At 72.1% G+C, this 16231-nt stretch carries 15 protein-coding genes and 1 pseudogene; 1 reads left to right on the top strand and 15 read right to left on the bottom strand.

The features are described from left to right. The 12 genes and pseudogenes from metK to RH861_RS08920 form a co-directional block, all read right to left on the bottom strand. Entirely contained in the window at positions 1-1194 is a 1194-nt protein-coding gene (metK, locus tag RH861_RS08975; RefSeq protein WP_067947283.1) for a methionine adenosyltransferase, read from the bottom strand. Further along, a pseudogene (gene coaBC, locus RH861_RS08970) lies at positions 1191-2474 on the bottom strand (bifunctional phosphopantothenoylcysteine decarboxylase/phosphopantothenate--cysteine ligase CoaBC); the annotation flags it as partial. The pseudogene coaBC and the gene metK, both read right to left, overlap by 4 nt. Positions 2475-2481: 7 nt before the next feature. Next, positions 2482-2739, bottom strand: coding sequence for a DNA-directed RNA polymerase subunit omega (gene rpoZ / locus RH861_RS08965; protein ID WP_067947279.1), 258 nt, complete (start codon positions 2737-2739; stop codon positions 2482-2484). Positions 2740-2748: 9 nt separating this feature from the next. Next, positions 2749-3717 (bottom strand): guanylate kinase, encoded by a 969-nt coding sequence (gene gmk, locus RH861_RS08960; protein ID WP_310520704.1) that lies wholly within the window; start codon positions 3715-3717, stop codon positions 2749-2751. Then, complete coding sequence (gene pyrF / locus RH861_RS08955; RefSeq protein WP_310520703.1) at positions 3710-4588, bottom strand: orotidine-5'-phosphate decarboxylase; 879 nt, start codon at positions 4586-4588, stop codon at positions 3710-3712. The genes gmk and pyrF overlap by 8 nt, the downstream gene beginning before the upstream one ends. Next, positions 4585-7878, bottom strand: a complete 3294-nt coding sequence (carB, locus tag RH861_RS08950) for a carbamoyl-phosphate synthase large subunit (RefSeq protein ID WP_310520702.1) — start codon at positions 7876-7878, stop codon at positions 4585-4587. Before carB ends, pyrF begins: the two co-directional genes overlap by 4 nt. Then, positions 7878-9074, bottom strand: a complete 1197-nt coding sequence (gene carA / locus RH861_RS08945; protein ID WP_310520701.1) for a glutamine-hydrolyzing carbamoyl-phosphate synthase small subunit — start codon at positions 9072-9074, stop codon at positions 7878-7880. Before carA ends, carB begins: the two co-directional genes overlap by 1 nt. After that, complete coding sequence (locus RH861_RS08940) at positions 9067-9630, bottom strand: PH-like domain-containing protein (RefSeq protein WP_310520700.1); 564 nt, start codon at positions 9628-9630, stop codon at positions 9067-9069. Before RH861_RS08940 ends, carA begins: the two co-directional genes overlap by 8 nt. Continuing rightward, a complete protein-coding gene (locus tag RH861_RS08935) occupies positions 9627-11000 on the bottom strand; it encodes a dihydroorotase (protein WP_310520699.1) in 1374 nt (457 codons plus the stop codon). The genes RH861_RS08940 and RH861_RS08935 overlap by 4 nt, the downstream gene beginning before the upstream one ends. Then, on the bottom strand, positions 10997-11950 hold the full coding sequence (locus RH861_RS08930; protein ID WP_310520698.1) for an aspartate carbamoyltransferase catalytic subunit: 954 nt from the start codon (positions 11948-11950) through the stop codon (positions 10997-10999). Before RH861_RS08930 ends, RH861_RS08935 begins: the two co-directional genes overlap by 4 nt. After that, a complete protein-coding gene (gene pyrR, locus RH861_RS08925; RefSeq protein ID WP_067947264.1) occupies positions 11947-12486 on the bottom strand; it encodes a bifunctional pyr operon transcriptional regulator/uracil phosphoribosyltransferase PyrR in 540 nt (179 codons plus the stop codon). The genes RH861_RS08930 and pyrR overlap by 4 nt, the downstream gene beginning before the upstream one ends. A 163-nt stretch (positions 12487-12649) precedes the next feature. Further along, positions 12650-13180, bottom strand: a complete 531-nt coding sequence (locus RH861_RS08920) for a DoxX family membrane protein (RefSeq protein WP_310520697.1) — start codon at positions 13178-13180, stop codon at positions 12650-12652. 228 nt (positions 13181-13408) lie between these two features. Here RH861_RS08920 and RH861_RS08915 point away from each other — a divergent pair, with 228 nt between their 5' ends. Beyond that, positions 13409-14713, top strand: coding sequence for a nucleotide disphospho-sugar-binding domain-containing protein (locus RH861_RS08915; protein ID WP_310520696.1), 1305 nt, complete (start codon positions 13409-13411; stop codon positions 14711-14713). Here RH861_RS08915 and nusB read toward each other — a convergent pair whose 3' ends face one another. The 3 genes from nusB to RH861_RS08900 form a co-directional block, all read right to left on the bottom strand. Further along, on the bottom strand, positions 14714-15127 hold the full coding sequence (nusB, locus tag RH861_RS08910; RefSeq protein WP_310520695.1) for a transcription antitermination factor NusB: 414 nt from the start codon (positions 15125-15127) through the stop codon (positions 14714-14716). Beyond that, on the bottom strand, positions 15127-15690 hold the full coding sequence (gene efp / locus RH861_RS08905) for an elongation factor P (protein WP_067947260.1): 564 nt from the start codon (positions 15688-15690) through the stop codon (positions 15127-15129). Before efp ends, nusB begins: the two co-directional genes overlap by 1 nt. 77 nt (positions 15691-15767) lie before the next feature. Continuing rightward, positions 15768-16205 (bottom strand): type II 3-dehydroquinate dehydratase, encoded by a 438-nt coding sequence (locus tag RH861_RS08900; protein WP_067947259.1) that lies wholly within the window; start codon positions 16203-16205, stop codon positions 15768-15770. Positions 16206-16231 lie beyond the last annotated feature (26 nt).

Here is a 16231-nt window from a genome sequence, read left to right as displayed (position 1 = left end):
TCAGAGCCCGGCGGCGGCGCGGAGGTCGTCGACGCGGTCGAGGCGCTCCCACGTGAAGGCGGGCAGCTCGCGGCCGAAGTGACCGTACGTCGCGGTGTCGGCGTAGATCGGGCGCAGCAGGTCGAGGTCGCGGATGATCGCCGCGGGCCGCAGGTCGAAGACCTCGCGGATCGACTCGATGATGCGGTCCTCGGGCACGTGCCCGGTGCCGAACGTCTCGACGTAGAGCCCGACGGGCGCGGCGGCGCCGATCGCGTAGGCCACCTGCAGCTCGAGGCGGTCGGCGAGCCCCGCCGCGACGGCGTTCTTCGCGACCCAGCGCATGGCGTACGCGGCCGAACGATCCACCTTCGACGGGTCCTTGCCGCTGAAGGCGCCGCCGCCGTGGCGGCTCGCGCCGCCGTACGTGTCGATGATGATCTTGCGGCCGGTGAGCCCGGCATCGCCCTGCGGACCGCCGATCTCGAATCGACCGGTCGGGTTGATGAGCACCTTCAGGTCGGGCCGGGCCAGTTCGACGGTGTCGAGCACGGGCCGGATCACGAGTTCCTCGACCTCGGCGCGGAGCTGCTCGGTGGAGACGCTCGGCGAGTGCTGCGTCGACAGCACCACCGTCTCGATCGTGCGGGCCGTCTGCCCCTCGTAGCCGATGGTCACCTGCGTCTTGCCGTCGGGACGCAGGTAGTCGAGCTCGCCCTGCTTGCGCACGCGCGCCAGCCGCTCGGCGAGGCGGTGCGCGAGCCAGATCGGCACCGGCATCAGCTCGGGCGTCTCGCGGACCGCGTAGCCGAACATGATGCCCTGGTCGCCGGCGCCCTGCCGGTCGAGCTCGTCGATGCTCGCGCCCTCGCGCGACTCGTAGGCGTGGTCGACGCCCTGCGCGATGTCGGGCGACTGCCCGCCGATCGACACCGACACGCCGCACGACCGTCCGTCGAACCACACGTCGGAGGAGTCGTAGCCGATCGACGTGATGCGGTCGCGGACGATCGCCGGGATCTCGACGTAGCCGGACGTCGACACCTCGCCGGCCACGTGCACGAGCCCCGTCGTGACGAGGGTCTCGACTGCCACGCGCGCGTGCGGGTCGACCGAGAGCAGCGCGTCGAGGATCGCGTCGGAGACCTGGTCGCAGATCTTGTCGGGGTGCCCCTCGGTGACGGACTCGGACGTGAACTGGCGCAGTGCGCTCATGCGGGGTGGGGTTCCTTCGTGCTTGCGGCGCCGGGCGCGAGCCGACCGGCGATGACGTCGAGGATGCCGTGGGCCACCGACATCTTGCTGCCGGACGCCTCGGCGACGATCGCGTCGTCGGGGCCGACGACCGCGACCGTGTTCTCATCGGCCGCGAAGCCCTGCGACCAGCCGACCCGGTTCACGACGAGGAGGTCGGCGCCCTTGGCCCGGCGCTTGGCCCGCGCGAGCTCGAGGAGCCGATCGCGGTCGGCCTCGGTCTCGGCCGCGAAGCCGACGAGCAGCGTGCCGTCATGGTCGCTCGCGCCGAGCTCGGCCAGGATGTCGGGGTTGCGGACGAGTTCGAGGGTCAGGTGGTCCTGGCCGTCGACCTTCTTGATCTTCGCCTCGCTGACGGCGGCCGGACGGTAGTCCGCGACCGCCGCGGCCATGACCACCGCGTCCGCTCCGACGGCCGCCTCGCGGACGGCGTCGCGCAACTCGAGCGCACTCGAGACGTGGCGGATGCGGCATCCGCCGGGCTCGGCGACCTCGAGGTTCGCGGCGACCAGCGTCACCTCGGCGCCGCGTGCCGCAGCCGCCTCGGCGATCGCGACCCCCTGCTTGCCGCTCGAGCGGTTGCCGAGGAAGCGCACGGGGTCGAGCGGCTCGCGCGTGCCACCGGCCGAGACGACGATGCGTCGTCCGGCCAGGTCGTGCGCGCCTCGAGCGACGTCGGCCGGAGCAGACCCGTCGAGCCCCCGCCGTTCGGCGACCTCGAGCGCCGCCCGCACGATCACGTCGGGCTCCTCGAGCCGGCCGGGGCCGCTGTCGGACCCGGTGAGCTGCCCGACCGCCGGGCCGACGATCGTGACGCCGCGCTCGCGGAGCGTGGCGATGTTGGCCTGCGTGGCGGGATGCCGCCACATCTCGGTGTGCATGGCCGGCGCGATGACGACGGGCGCTTCGCTGGCCAGCACGGTGTTCCCGAGCAGGTCGTCGGCCAGGCCGGCGGCGAGCTTCGCGATGCTGTTGGCGGTCGCCGGGGCGATCACGATGAGATCGGCCGCCTGGCCGATGGCGACGTGCCGCACCTCGGCGACCCCCTCGAAGAGGTCGGTGTGCACCGGGTTCCGGGAGATCGCCTCGAGCGTCGGTCGTCCGACGAAGCGCAACGCCGAGTCGGTGGGCACCACGTGGACGTCGTGCCCGGCGAGCACGAGCGAGCGCACCACCGAGACGGCCTTGTACGCCGCGATGCCGCCGGTGATGCCGACGACGATGTTCAGCGCCATGCGCGCCTGCCGGCTACTCGCCGATCGGGCGGAGGCGCAGCTTGTCCTCGTTGATCTCGTGGAGGGCGACCGAGAGCGGCTTGTCGTCGATCGACGAGTCGACGAGCGGTCCGACGTTGTCGAACAGGCTGCCCTCGTGGAGGTCGGCGTAGTAGTCGTTGATCTGGCGCGCGCGCTTGGACGCGAAGATCACGAGCTGGTACTTCGAGTCGACCTTCGAGAGCAGGTCGTCGATGGGCGGGTCGATGATTCCGGACAGCTTCTCGGCCATGGCGGCTCCTTACGAGTGAGGCGCACCCTCGGTGCGCGGAAGATCTTGGCGGAGGGCAGCATGACGCCGACCCTTTCGAGGCCGCATCAAGTCTACGACCTTTTGCGCGGCCTCGCGGACCTCGTGGTTCACGACCTGGTGATCGAACTCCTCGACGGCCGCGAGCTCCACCTTCGCGGTCTCGAGTCGGCGCTGCTGTTCGGCGGGGCTCTCCGTGCCGCGGCCCACCAGGCGGCGCACGAGCTCGTCCCACGTCGGCGGCAGCAGGAACACCAGCGTCGCCTCAGGCATGGCGCGTCGCACCGACCGGGCTCCCTGGATGTCGATCTCGAGCAGCACGCTGCTGCCCGCGGCGATGGCCTCCTCAACCGGGCGTCGCGGGGTCCCGTACCGGTACGCGTTGTGGACGGTCGCCCACTCGAGCAGTTCGCCCCGCTCGACCATCCGGTCGAACTCCTCGTCGGAGACGAAGTAGTAGTGCTCCCCCTCGACCTCGCCGGGACGCGGCGCGCGGGTGGTCGCCGACACCGACAGCTTCACCTCGGGGTGGTGTTCCCGGATGTAGCCGGCGACGGTGCCCTTGCCGACCGCGGTCGGCCCGGCGAGCACCACGAGCCGGTCCCCGGTGCCGCCGTGGTCGGCGATCCACTCGGCCGTGAACTCCCGCAGCCGACGCCGCTGCAGCCGGCCGAGTCCGCCGAGCCGCTTCGACGCGGCGATCTGGAGTTCCTCCATGATGCGGGTGCACTTCGTCTGCCCGATCGCGGGGATGGCGGTGAGGAACTCGGTCACCCGGAGGCGGCCCTCCACGCCCTCGGGCTCCTCGTAGGCGGCCCGCAGCACGTCGAGCGGGCTCCGACCGCCGGCGGCCATCTCGCGCTTCACCGCGGCGCGCGCGCGACGGGCGGCGACCGCCGCGCGCGAGGCGGCGACGCGGTCGACCTCGGGGGGTGCGGATGCCGCGGCGCGGTCAGACACGTGCGGCTCCGATCTCGTCGGCCCGGCGCACGATGGCTTCGGCGATGCCATCGGGTCCGGCGCCCAGCAGCGAGCGCGACTCGCTCACGATGACGCCGGCCGACAGCGTGCCGTAGATCGCCTCGAGGTCGCGGACGTCGGCGCCCTGGTGCCCGAAGCCCGGCGCGAGCACGGGCAGCACCGGCTCCGCGGGGTCTGCCGAGACGTCGATGCCGGACGCCGCGAGGTCGACGGTCGCGCCGAGCACGACGCCGATGGATCCGAACGGCCGGTCGGCGGCATCCTCGCGGGCGGCGTTCCAGGCCGCCACGCCCGAACAGATCGCACCGGCCACCGTCGAGCCCTCACGGCTCGACTGCTGCAGCACGGCGCGCTGGATCGCGGCGGCCTCCGGGTTGGAGGTCGCCGACAGCACGAAGAGGCCCTTGCCCGTGGCATCCGCTCGACGCATCACCGACTCGATCGACCCGAGCCCCTGGTAGGCGCTCACCGTCATGGCGTCGGACTCGAGGCCGGAACCCGGACGCAGCCAGGCCTCGCCGTACGCGTCGACGCTCGTGCCGATGTCGCCGCGCTTGACGTCGGCGATGACGAGGAGGCCGGCGTCGCGCGCCTCGGCGAGGACCCGCTCGAGCGCGACGTACCCGGCCGCGCCGTGGCGCTCGTAGAACGCGACCTGCGGCTTCACGATGCCGGCGCGCCCGGCCGCCGCGCCCACGACGCGGAGGCCGAACTCGCGGACGCCCGCGGCCGTGTCGTCGAGACCCCACTGGTCGAGCAGCGACGCGTGCGGGTCGATGCCGACGCACAGTCGGCCGTACCGTTCGAGGGCGCCGTGGAGGCGATCGCCGAACGCGACGGGGGCGGTCACGCGACCACCGCGGCCGTGCGTCGGCTCGCGTACTCCTGCAGGCTGGTCACCTCGAACCCGCCCTTGACCGCGTCGAGGGAGGCGACGGCCGCCGAGAGCTCGGCGATCGTCGTGAACAGCGGGATGTCGGCGGCCACCGCCGCGGCCCGGATCTCGTACCCGTCGGCGCGCGCCGAGCGACCGCTCGGCGTGTTCACGACCACGTCGATCTCGCCCCGGTGGATCAGCTCGACGACCGACGGATCGGACTCGTCGTGCGCCTCGCTGAACTTCAGGACGGTGCCCGTGCCGATGCCGTTGCGGCGCAGCACCTCGGCCGTGCCCTCGGTCGCGACGATCTCGTAGCCCAGCTGCTGCAGTCGCAGCACCGGCAGGATGATCGCGCGCTTGTCGCGGTCGGAGACCGACACGAACACGCGGCCCGAGATCGGCATGCCGCCGTACGCCGCGAGCTGGCTCTTCGCGAACGCGGTCGGGAAGTCCTTGTCGATGCCCATGACCTCGCCCGTCGAGCGCATCTCGGGACCGAGCACCGAATCGACCATGGTGCCCTCGGCGGTGCGGAAGCGGTGGAACGGCAGCACGGCCTCCTTCACCGCGACGGGCGCATCGAGCGGCACCCGGGAGCCGTCGACCTCGGGCAGCATGCCCTCGGCGACGAGCTCGCGGATCGACGCGCCGACCATGATGCGCGAGGCGGCCTTCGCCAGGGGGATGCCGAGGGCCTTCGAGACGAACGGCACCGTGCGGCTCGCCCGCGGGTTGGCCTCGAGCACGTAGAGCACGCCCGCGCCGACCGCGAACTGCACGTTCAGCAGGCCCTGCACGCCGATGCCCTCGGCGATCGCGCGGGTGGCCTCGCGCACGCGGTCGATCTCGGCGCGGCCGAGCGTGACGGGCGGCAGGGTGCAGCTCGAGTCGCCCGAGTGGATGCCGGCCTCCTCGATGTGCTCCATCACGCCGCCGACGTACAGCTCGGTGCCGTCGTAGAGCGCGTCGACGTCGATCTCGATCGCGTCGTCGAGGAATCGGTCGACGAGCAGCGGATGCGTCGGCCCGACGATGCCCTGGCCCTCGATGCGCGCGAAGTAGTCGGTGAGCGACGGGGTGTCGTACACGATCTCCATGCCGCGCCCGCCGAGCACGTAGCTCGGGCGCACGAGCACCGGGTAGCCGATCTGCTCGGCGACCTGCACGGCGCCCTGCAGGTCGACCGCGGTGCCGTTGCGCGGCGCGACGAGGCCCGCGCTCTCGAGGATCGCCGCGAACTGGCCGCGCTCCTCGGCGGAGTCGATGGCGTCGGGGCTCGTGCCGAGGATCGGGACCCCGGCCGCCTCCAGGCCCTTCGCGAGGCCGAGCGCGGTCTGGCCGCCGAGCTGCACCACGACGCCGACGAGCTCGCCGGACTGCGACTCGGCGTGGATCACCTCGAGGACGTCCTCGAGCGTGAGGGGCTCGAAGTAGAGCCGGTCGCTGGTGTCGTAATCGGTCGAGACGGTCTCGGGGTTGCAGTTGATCATGATCGTCTCGAACCCGGCGTCCGAGAGCGCGAACGACGCGTGCACGCACGAGTAGTCGAACTCGACGCCCTGGCCGATGCGATTCGGGCCCGAACCGAGGATGACGACCTTGCGGCGCTCGCTCGGCGCCACCTCGGTCTCGAGGTCGTAGCTCGAGTAGTGGTACGGCGTGAGGGCCGGGAACTCCCCCGCGCACGTGTCGACCGTCTTGAAGACCGGTCGGATGCCGAGGATGTGGCGCACCTCGCGCGCATCGGCCTCGCCGAACCCGCGGAGCTGCCCGATCTGCGCGTCGGAGAAGCCGTGGTCCTTGGCGAGCAGCAGGGTGTCGGTGTCGAGCGCCTCGGCGGCGGCGACCTGCGCGGCGACCTCGTTGATCAGCACGATCTGGTCGAGGAACCACGGGTCGATCTTCGTCGCCTCGAACGCCTGCTCGACGGTCGCGCCCTTCCGCAGCGCCTGCTGCACGAGCACGATGCGCCCGTCGGTCGGGACCGTCGCGGCCTCGAGCAGCTCGTCGACGGATCGCGGCTCGTCTTCCCAGTGGAAGCTCGATCCGCGCTTCTCGAGCGAGCGAAGCGATTTCTGCAGCGCGGTCGTGAAGTTGCGGCCGATCGCCATCGCCTCGCCGACCGACTTCATGGTCGTGGTCAGGGTCGGGTCGGCCGCCGGGAACTTCTCGAACGCGAACCGCGGCACCTTCACGACGACGTAGTCGAGCGTCGGCTCGAACGACGCCGGCGTCACCTTCGTGATGTCGTTCGGGATCTCGTCGAGGCGGTAGCCGATGGCGAGCTTCGCCGCGATCTTCGCGATCGGGAAGCCCGTCGCCTTCGAGGCCAGCGCCGACGACCGCGACACGCGCGGGTTCATCTCGATGACGATGACGCGCCCGTCGGCGGGGTCGACGGCGAACTGGATGTTGCAGCCGCCGGTGTCCACGCCCACCGCGCGGATGATGTCGATGCCGATGTCGCGGAGCTTCTGGTACTCGCGGTCCGTGAGCGTGAGCGCCGGCGCGACGGTGATCGAGTCGCCCGTGTGCACGCCGACCGGGTCGACGTTCTCGATCGAGCAGACCACGACGGTGTTGTCGGCCGTGTCGCGCATGAGCTCGAGCTCGTACTCCTTCCAGCCGAGGATGGACTCCTCGAGGAGCACCTCGGTGGTCGGCGAGTCGTGCAGGCCCTGCGTCACGATGCGGACGAGGTCCTCCTCCGTGTACGCGAAGCCGGAGCCGAGGCCGCCCATCGTGAAGGACGGACGGACCACGAGCGGGTAGCCGAGGTCCTGGGCGAACTCCTTCGCCTGCTCGAGGGTCGTCGCGACGTGCGAGCGGGCGACATCCGCGCCGGCCGCGATCACGAGGTCCTTGAAGAGTTGCCGGTCCTCGCCCTTGCGGATGGCCTCGACCTTGGCGCCGATGAGCTCGACGCCGTGCTTCTCGAGGATCCCGGCCTCATGGAGTGCGATGGCCGCGTTGAGCGCGGTCTGGCCGCCGAGCGTCGGCAGCACCGCGTCGGGGCGCTCCTTCACGATGATGGACTCGATGACCTCGGGCGTGATCGGCTCGACGTACGTCGCATCCGCGAAGCCCGGGTCGGTCATGATCGTCGCCGGGTTGGGGTTGACGAGGATGACCCGCACGCCCTCGGCGCGGAGGACGCGGCACGCCTGGGTGCCGGAGTAGTCGAACTCGGCCGCCTGGCCGATGACGATCGGCCCGGAGCCGATCACGAGGACGGAGTTGATGTCGTCGCGCTTGGGCATTACTCGCCGTTCTCCTTGCTCTGCTTGCTCGCGATGACCATGTCGCGGAAGCGGTCGAAGAGGTAGTTCGCGTCGTGCGGGCCTGCGGCCGACTCGGGGTGGTACTGCACCGAGAACGCGGGGATGTCGAGGCAGTTGAGTCCCTCGACGACGTCGTCGTTCAGCCCGACGTGGCTGACCTCGACGCGGCCGAAGCCCGCGGCCGAGTCGCTCACGCGATCGGTGGGCGCGGCGACGGCGAAGCCGTGGTTGTGCGCCGTGATCTCCACGCGACCGGTCTCCTTGTCGAGCACGGGCTGGTTGATGCCGCGGTGGCCGAACGGGAGCTTGTAGGTCTCGAACCCGAGGGCGCGGCCGAGGAGCTGGTTGCCGAAGCAGATGCCGAAGTACGGCAGGCCCAATCGCAGCGTCGTGCGGAGCAGGTCGACGTGCCGGTCGGACGCCCCGGGGTCGCCGGGACCGTTCGAGAAGAACAGCGCGTCGGGCGCCAGTTCGAGCACCTCCTCGGCCGTGACCGACTGCGGGAGCACGTGCACGTCGAAGCCGCGCTCGGCGAGGTACTTCAGGGTCGACGTCTTCACGCCGAGGTCGAGCACGGCGACCGAGCCGACGTGCTCGCCGACGGCGTCGAGCGTGTACCGCTCCCCCGTCGACACCGATCCGGAGAGGTTGCGGCCGGTCATCTGCTCGCCGCCCTGCACGAGCTCGAGCTGCTCACCGGGTGAGAGGTACGCGTCCTCGCCCGAGAAGACGCCCGCGCGCATCGCGCCGAGCGACCGGATGTGCCGGGTGACCGCCCGCGTGTCGATCCGGCTGATGCCGACGATGCCGGCGGCGGCGAGGTCGTCGTCGAGGCTCCGCTGGGAGCGGAAGTTCGACACGACGCGGGAGGGGTCGCGGACCACGAACCCGGCGACCCAGATCTTCGCCGACTCCATGTCGTCGTCGTTCATGCCCGTGTTGCCGATGTGCGGCGCCGTCATGAGCACGATCTGGCCGGCGTACGACGGGTCGGTCAGCGTCTCCTGGTATCCGGTCATCCCGGTCGCGAAGACCGCCTCGCCGAGCGTGCGGCCGCGGGCGCCGTACGCGCGTCCCTCGTAGCGGGTGCCGTCCTCGAGGACCAGGACGGCACGGTCGAGGTCGACGGCGGCCTGGGCGGCCTGCTCGTCGACCGGGGTCGGGGTCTCAGTCATCCGACGCCTCGCTCTCTTCGTTGTCTGCAGTGGGCCGCGACGCGGCGGGCGTCGCGGCGATCTCGTTCACGGCGGCGACGAGCCGGGCGCTGTCGCCCGGGTACCGGCACCGCAGGTAGCTGTCGACGCGTGTCGGGACCTCGGGGTCCGAACGGTCGTCCACGATCCAGGTGAGGGCGACGAGCCCCTCGGGCTCGACCCCGCGATCGATGGCGTAGGTGGCCGTACCGGCACCCGCGATGCGGTCGGCCGGCATGTAGCTCGGCACCTCGCCGGCGATCCGGAGGAGAACCCCCGTCGGGTGCACCTCGACGTGCGCGGCGCCGCGGAATGCGAGCCCGTCGACGGCGAGTCGCTCGAGCGGTTCGGCCTCCGGCGTCGTCGCGACGTAGAGCGCCTCGACCTCGAGCACGGGTGCGCCGAGGTCGGCCGGCGGCGCGTACGCCCCGAGCGACTCGTCGCGCACCGCGCGCCGTCGCCACGAACGCAGCATCAGCAATCCGATCACGGCCACGACCGCCACGGCGGCGAGCACGCCGACCCACCACTCGGTCACGCGACGCCTCCTCGGGCGGCGCGAGCGGATGCCGCAGCCACCTCGTCGGCGGGCCGGAGGACGCCCTCGAGGACCGTGGGCACCCCGCGGTGGAAGGTCGCGACCACGCGGCCGGGCAGCGTGCGGCCGAGGTACGGCGAGTTCACACTGCGACCCGCCAGCCGCTCGGTGCCGAACGCCTCGGTCGCCGCGGGGTCGACCAGCGTGAGCTCCGCCGCCGAGCCTGCCGCGACGGGCTCGCCGTGACCGGCGATCCGGCCGATGCGGGCCGGCGCCGCGGAGAGCACCCGGGCGACATCCGCCCAGCCGATGAGGCCCGTGTCGACCATCGCGTGCTGCACGACGGAGAGGGCGGACTCGAGGCCGACCATGCCGTTGGCCGCGGCGTCCCACTCGCACTCCTTCGCCTCGACGGGGTGCGGGGCGTGGTCGGTCGCGACGATGTCGATCGTGCCGTCGGCGAGCGCCGCGCGCAGGGCCTCGACGTCCTCCCGGCGGCGCAGGGGCGGGTTGACCTTGAACCGCGGGTCGTACGCGGCGACCGGACCGACCCCGTCGCCGCGGCCGGCGATGAGTTCCTCGGTGAGCAGCAGGTGGTGGGGGGTGACCTCGGCGGTGACGTCGATGCCGCGCGCCTTGGCCCAGCGGATGACCTCGACGGACCCCGCGGTGGAGACGTGGCACACGTGCAGGCGCGAGCCGACGTGCTCGGCGAGGAGCACGTCGCGCGCGATGATCGACTCCTCGGCCACGGCGGGCCACCCCGCCAGGCCGAGCTCGCCCGACAGGGCTCCCTCGTTCATCTGCGCGCCCTGCGTGAGGCGGGGCTCCTGGGCGTGCTGGGCGATGACGCCGTCGAACGCCTTCACGTACTCGAGGGCGCGCCGCATGAGGAGCGGGTCGAAGACGCAGAAGCCGTCGTCGCTGAAGACGCGCACGCGGGCGCGCGAGGCGGCCATCGCGCCGAGTTCGGCGAGCTGTTCGCCCCGGAGTCCGACCGTGACCGCGCCGATGGGCTGCACGGTGGCGTAGCCCGCGGCCTCGCCGAGCGAGAGCTCCTGCTCGACGACGCCCGCCGTGTCGGCGACGGGCGAGGTGTTCGCCATCGCGAAGACGGCCGTGAATCCGCCCGCGGCCGCGGCCTGCGTGCCGGTGAGCACGGTCTCGCTCTGCTCGTATCCGGGCTCGCGGAGGTGGGTGTGCAGGTCGACGAGGCCGGGCAGGGCGATGAGGCCCTCGGCGTCGACGACGGTCGCGCCCGCGGCATCCGTAACCGAGCCCACGTCGGCGATGCGACCGCCCTGCAGCAGGAGGTCGGCGCGCTCGCCCGTGGGCAGGGTGGCGCCGCGGATGAGGAAGGACTCGCTCATCGGGCCTCACCCCGTTCGCCGGACAGCAGCAGGTAGAGGGCGGCCATTCTCACTGATACTCCGTTCGCAACCTGCTCGCGCACCGTGGACTGGGGGGAATCGGCGACGCGAGCGGCGATCTCGAACCCGCGGTTCATCGGGCCGGGATGCATCACCATCGTAGTCGTGGGCAACCGCCCGAACCTGAGGTCGTCGAGTCCCCAGGTGCGCGCGTACTCGCGGCTGTTCGGGAAGAACGCGCCGTGCATGCGCTCCGCCTGGACGCGCAGCATCATGACGACGTCGGGCGCGGCGGCGAGCGCGTGGTCGAGGTCGTAGTCGACGGATGCCGGCCAGCCGGTGACGTCGACCGGGACGAGGGTGGGCGGGGCGACGAGGGTGACCTCGGCTCCGAGCGTCGCGAGCAGCCACACGTTCGAGCGCGCGACGCGCGAGTGCAGGATGTCGCCGACGATGACCACGCGCACGCCGTCGAGGTCGCGACCGCGTGAGGCCGCACCGTGCAGGCGTCGCCGCATGGTGAACGCGTCGAGGAGCGCCTGGGTCGGGTGCTCGTGGGTGCCGTCGCCGGCGTTGACGACGCCCGCGTCGATCCACCCGCTCGTGGCGAGGCGCTGCGGTGCGCCGGACGCGTGGTGGCGGATGACGACGCCGTCGGCGCCCATGGCCTGCAGGGTCTGCGCCGTGTCCTTCAGGCTCTCGCCCTTCGACACGCTGGAGCCCTTGGCGCTGAAGTTGATCACGTCGGCGGAGAGCCGCTTGGCGGCCGCCTCGAACGAGATGCGCGTCCGCGTGCTGTCCTCGAAGAAGAGGTTCACGACCGTGCGGCCGCGGAGCGTGGGCAGCTTCTTCACCTCGCGCTCCTGGACGGCCGCCATGTCCTCCGCGACGTCGAGCAGCGCGATCGCCTCGTCGCGTGCGAGGTCGCGCGTGCTGAGCAGGTGCCTCATGCGTCGCTCCCCTCGATCGTCACGGCGTCGTCGCCGTCGACCTCCGCGAGGCGCACGTTGATGCGCTCGCGCGTGGAGCTCGGCAGGTTCTTGCCGACGTAGTCGGCGCGGATCGGGAACTCGCGGTGGCCGCGGTCGACGAGCACGGCGAGGCGGACGGCGCGGGCGCGGCCGAGGTCGGCGAGGGCATCGAGGGCGGCGCGGATGGTGCGCCCGGAGTAGAGCACATCGTCGACGAGGACGACGACGCGGCCGTCGACACCGTCGCCCGGCACCTCGGTCGGGTGCGTCGCGCGGACCGGATTGCGGCCGAGGTCGTCGCGGTACATGGTCACGTCGAGGGCGCCGGCCGGCACGTCGACGCCGGCGATGCGGGTGATGATCCGCGCCAGGCGTTCGGCGAGTGCCACGCCGCGCGTGGGGATTCCGAGGAGGACGAGATCGTCGGGGCCCTTGTTGGCTTCGAGGATCTCGTGCGCGATGCGGGTCAGCGCCCGTTCGAGGTCAGCCTGCTGCAGCACGGTGCGCACAGCCATGCGGACTCCCTTCTCCGCCTCACGGGACGGACTTCAAGGTTGTCGGTCGATCGATGCTACCAGCGCCACGCGGTCGTCGACGGCGCCGCGACCCGGGCCGCGATCATGCGGACGGGGTGGGACGCGACGCGTCCCACCCCGTCTGGCGACCGGCACCGCCGGCTCACTCGGTCGAGCGCGGACCGCGGAGCACCCGGGAGGCGACGACGAGCGCCGCGGCGACGAGCACGACGTTCTTCGCGATGTACTGGCCGAGCAGCGTCGGGCCGGCGGCCGTGACGAGCTCGCTCGTGAAGAACACGATGGGCGAGAAGATCCCGACGAACGCGACGGCGAGCATGACGAGGCCGAAGCGGGCGAAGACGCCCGAGATGAGCGCGACTCCGGCGACGGTCTCGATGACGGCCGTCAGCACCATCGCGAGCTGCCCGCCGACGAGACCGAACGTCAGGACGCCCCACGTCGCCTGGACGAGCGGCTCGACGGGACTCACTCCCGGGATGAACTTCAGGACGCCGAACGCGACGAACACGGCGCCGAGTGCCACGCGCAGCGCGGGGATGCTCCAGCGCAGCAGGAAGGCCTTCAGTACGGCCTCGGCGGCCGAGGCCCGAGCGAGTAGCGGCGCGAGACGGTCGGCCGGGTCGCGGTGCGGGACGGGGTGCAACCCGGTGTGGGCGGAGAGGGTGGACATGGCGGTGCTCCTTCCAGAGCGATCGTTTCGGTGGCGGCCGCCGCGAACGGGCGACCACTCCAGTGAATCGACGCCCGGACGGCGGTGGATCCTGGCTCGCGCGGGTCTTCGGCGAGGGCTGGTCCGGGCCGCCCGGCGGGGCATGCCCCGGTCGGCGCTCAGGGCGGACACGGCGTTCCACCCCGTTCGGGGGCCGCCGCACGCCGCCCGGTCGTGGTGCGATCGCTCATGGCCGACGTGATGGTCGCGGCGATGCCGTTCCACGGGCACGCGGGGCCGCTCGCCGCCGTCGCCGGCGCGTTCGTGGCGGGCGGCCACCGCGTTCGCGCCTACACCGGCGCCGCCTACGAGTCGGCGTTCTCGGCGGTCGGCGCGGACGTGATCCTCTGGCGGTCGGCGCGCGATTTCGACGAGCACGACCCGTCCGGGTCGTACCCGGAACTGGCGGGCCGGCGCGGGCCGAGGCAGATGCTCGCCAACGTGGAGCACCTGTTCGTGCGGTCGGGCGCCGGCCAGTGCGCGGACCTGCTCGAAGCGTGGAGGGGGCGCCCGTGGGACGCCGTCGTGGCCGATGCGACCTCGCTCGGTGCCGCCTTCGCCGCGGAACGCACGGGCACCGCGTGGGTCTCGGTGAGCACCACCCCGCTGGCGCTGCCGAGTCGGCGGCTTCCGCCTCCCGGGCTCGGGATCGCACCCGCCCGGAACGCCGCCGAGCGAGCGCGCGACGCAGCGCTCCGGCGTGCAGCGCGGTCGGCCACCCGCGGCATCCAGCGCGCCTATCGCGACGAGCGGACCCGGGCCGGCCTCGGACCGGGCAGGGCCCGGTTCGATGAGGCGACCGCGTCACCGGACCTGGTATGCGCCGTCGGGGTTCCGGAACTGGAGTACCCGCGCGAGGATCCGACCGGTCGCATCGTGTTCGTGGGCGAGCTCGCGAGACGTTCCCCGACGCCCGGACCCTCCCCGGCGCTCCCCGAGTGGTGGTCGGAGGTCGTGCGGTCCGCAGTGCCCGTGGTGCATGTCACCCAGGGCACGCAGAACCTCGACCCTTCCGACCTGATCGCTCCGACGTTCGCCGCGCTCGGCCGCCAGCCGGTGCTGGTCGTGGCGACCACCGGGCGGCCCGACGCTGCACCGCTCCCCTTCCCGGTGCCGCCGAACGCGCGCGTCGCGGGGTTCGTCCCGCACGCGGCCCTCCTCCCGCACGTGGACGTGATGATCACCAACGGCGGATGGGGCGGCGTGCTCGCCGCGCTCGCGCACGGCGTGCCGCTCGTGGTCGCCGGCGGCGACCTCGACAAGCCGGAAGCGGCGGCGCGCGTCGCCTGGGCGGGCGCCGGGATCGACCTGCGCACGGGACGACCGCGACCACGCGCCATCCTCGACGCGTGGCGCCGCGTGTCCCGGGACGCCGCGATTCGTGGCCGGTCGCGTGAGCTCGCCGCGCGGTTCGCCGAGCACGACGGCCCGGCGGAGGTGGTCGCGCACACGCTCGCGCTCATCGACCGCGTGCGCGCACGCGACCGCGGGTGATCAGCCCTTCGAGTGGGAGATCGCCGCGAGCAGGCCGTTGACGAAGCCCGCGGAGTCGTCGGTCGAGAGCACCGTCGCGGCCTCGACCGCCTCGGAGATGGCCACCGCGTCGGGGACCTCGTCGTTGTAGAGGATCTCCCACACGCCGATGCGCAGCAGCGCTCGGTCGACGGCCGGCATGCGCTCGAGGGTCCAGCCCCGCGAGTTCGTCGTGATGACCTCGTCGATCTCGTCGCGGTGGTCGACGACGCCGTCGACGATCTCGCGCGCGTACAGCCAGGAGGCCTGACGCTCCGGTTCGTTCACCGCGCGCTCCGCCTCGGCGGCGAGCAACTGCTCGACCGGCATCTGGCGCAGGTCGGCGGCGTAGAGCAGGTCGAGGGCGCGCTTGCGCGCCTTCGTACGGGCGCTCACTAGTCGTTCACGCGGCCGAGGTAGTCGCCCGAGCGGGTGTCGACCTTGACCTTGGTGCCGGTCTCGAGGAACAGCGGCACCTGGATCTCGTAGCCGGTCTCGACGGTGGCGGGCTTGGTGCCGCCGGTGGAGCGGTCGCCCTGCAGGCCGGGCTCGGTGTAGGTGATCTCGAGCACGACGGACGCGGGCAGCTCGATGTAGAGCGGGTTGCCGTTGTTCAGCGCGATGGTCACGGCCTGGTTCTCGAGCATGAAGTTCTTGGCGTCGCCGACGACCGTGGCGGGGACCGTGAGCTGGTCGTAGTCGGTCTGGTCCATGAAGACGAAGCCGTCGCCGTCGCTGTAGAGGTACGTGAAGTCGCGACGGTCGACGTTCTCGATGTCGACCTTGGCGCCGGCGTTGTAGGTCTTGTCGACGACCTTGCCGGTGACGACGTTCTTCAGCTTGGTGCGCACGAACGCACCGCCCTTGCCGGGCTTGACGTGCTGGAACTCGACGACGCTCCAGAGCTGGCCGTCGATGTTGAGGACGACGCCGTTCTTGATGTCAGCGGTGCTTGCCATGGGTGATCCGTTCGGTGGAGGACGGGGAAGTCGAAGGCGCACGACGCGGCGTGCGACCGATCGAGTCTAGTCGAGAGCTACGGATGCCGCAGGAGCCAGTCGATCGCGAGGCGGTACGACTCGGCACCGAAGCCCGCGATGACGCCCGTCGCGACCCCGGAGATGACGCTCGTGTGCCGGAACGCCTCGCGCGCGTGCGGGTTCGACAGGTGCACCTCGACGAGCGGCACCCCGGCGGTCTTCAGCTGGGCCGCGGCATCCCGCAGTGCGTAGCTGTAGTGCGTGAACGCGGCCGGGTTCAGCACGACCGGCGTGCGACGGTCGACGGCCTCGTGGATCCAGCGAACGAGCTCGGCCTCGTCGTCGGTCTGGCGCAGGTCGATCTCGACGCCCTCGGGCACGGATGCCGCGAGCCGGTCGCCGATGTCGGCGAGCGTCTCAGCGCCGTACACCTCGGGCTCGCGCGAGCCGAGTCGGCCGAGGTTCGGCCCGTTGAGCACGAGGATCGTCGTCATGCTCGAAGCCTAGCGGCGCGGCATCC

It is taken from the genome of Agromyces indicus (genome assembly GCF_031432295.1).
GTDB lineage: Bacteria > Actinomycetota > Actinomycetes > Actinomycetales > Microbacteriaceae > Agromyces > Agromyces indicus.
This window is presented reverse-complemented; position numbering and strand designations above follow the sequence as displayed.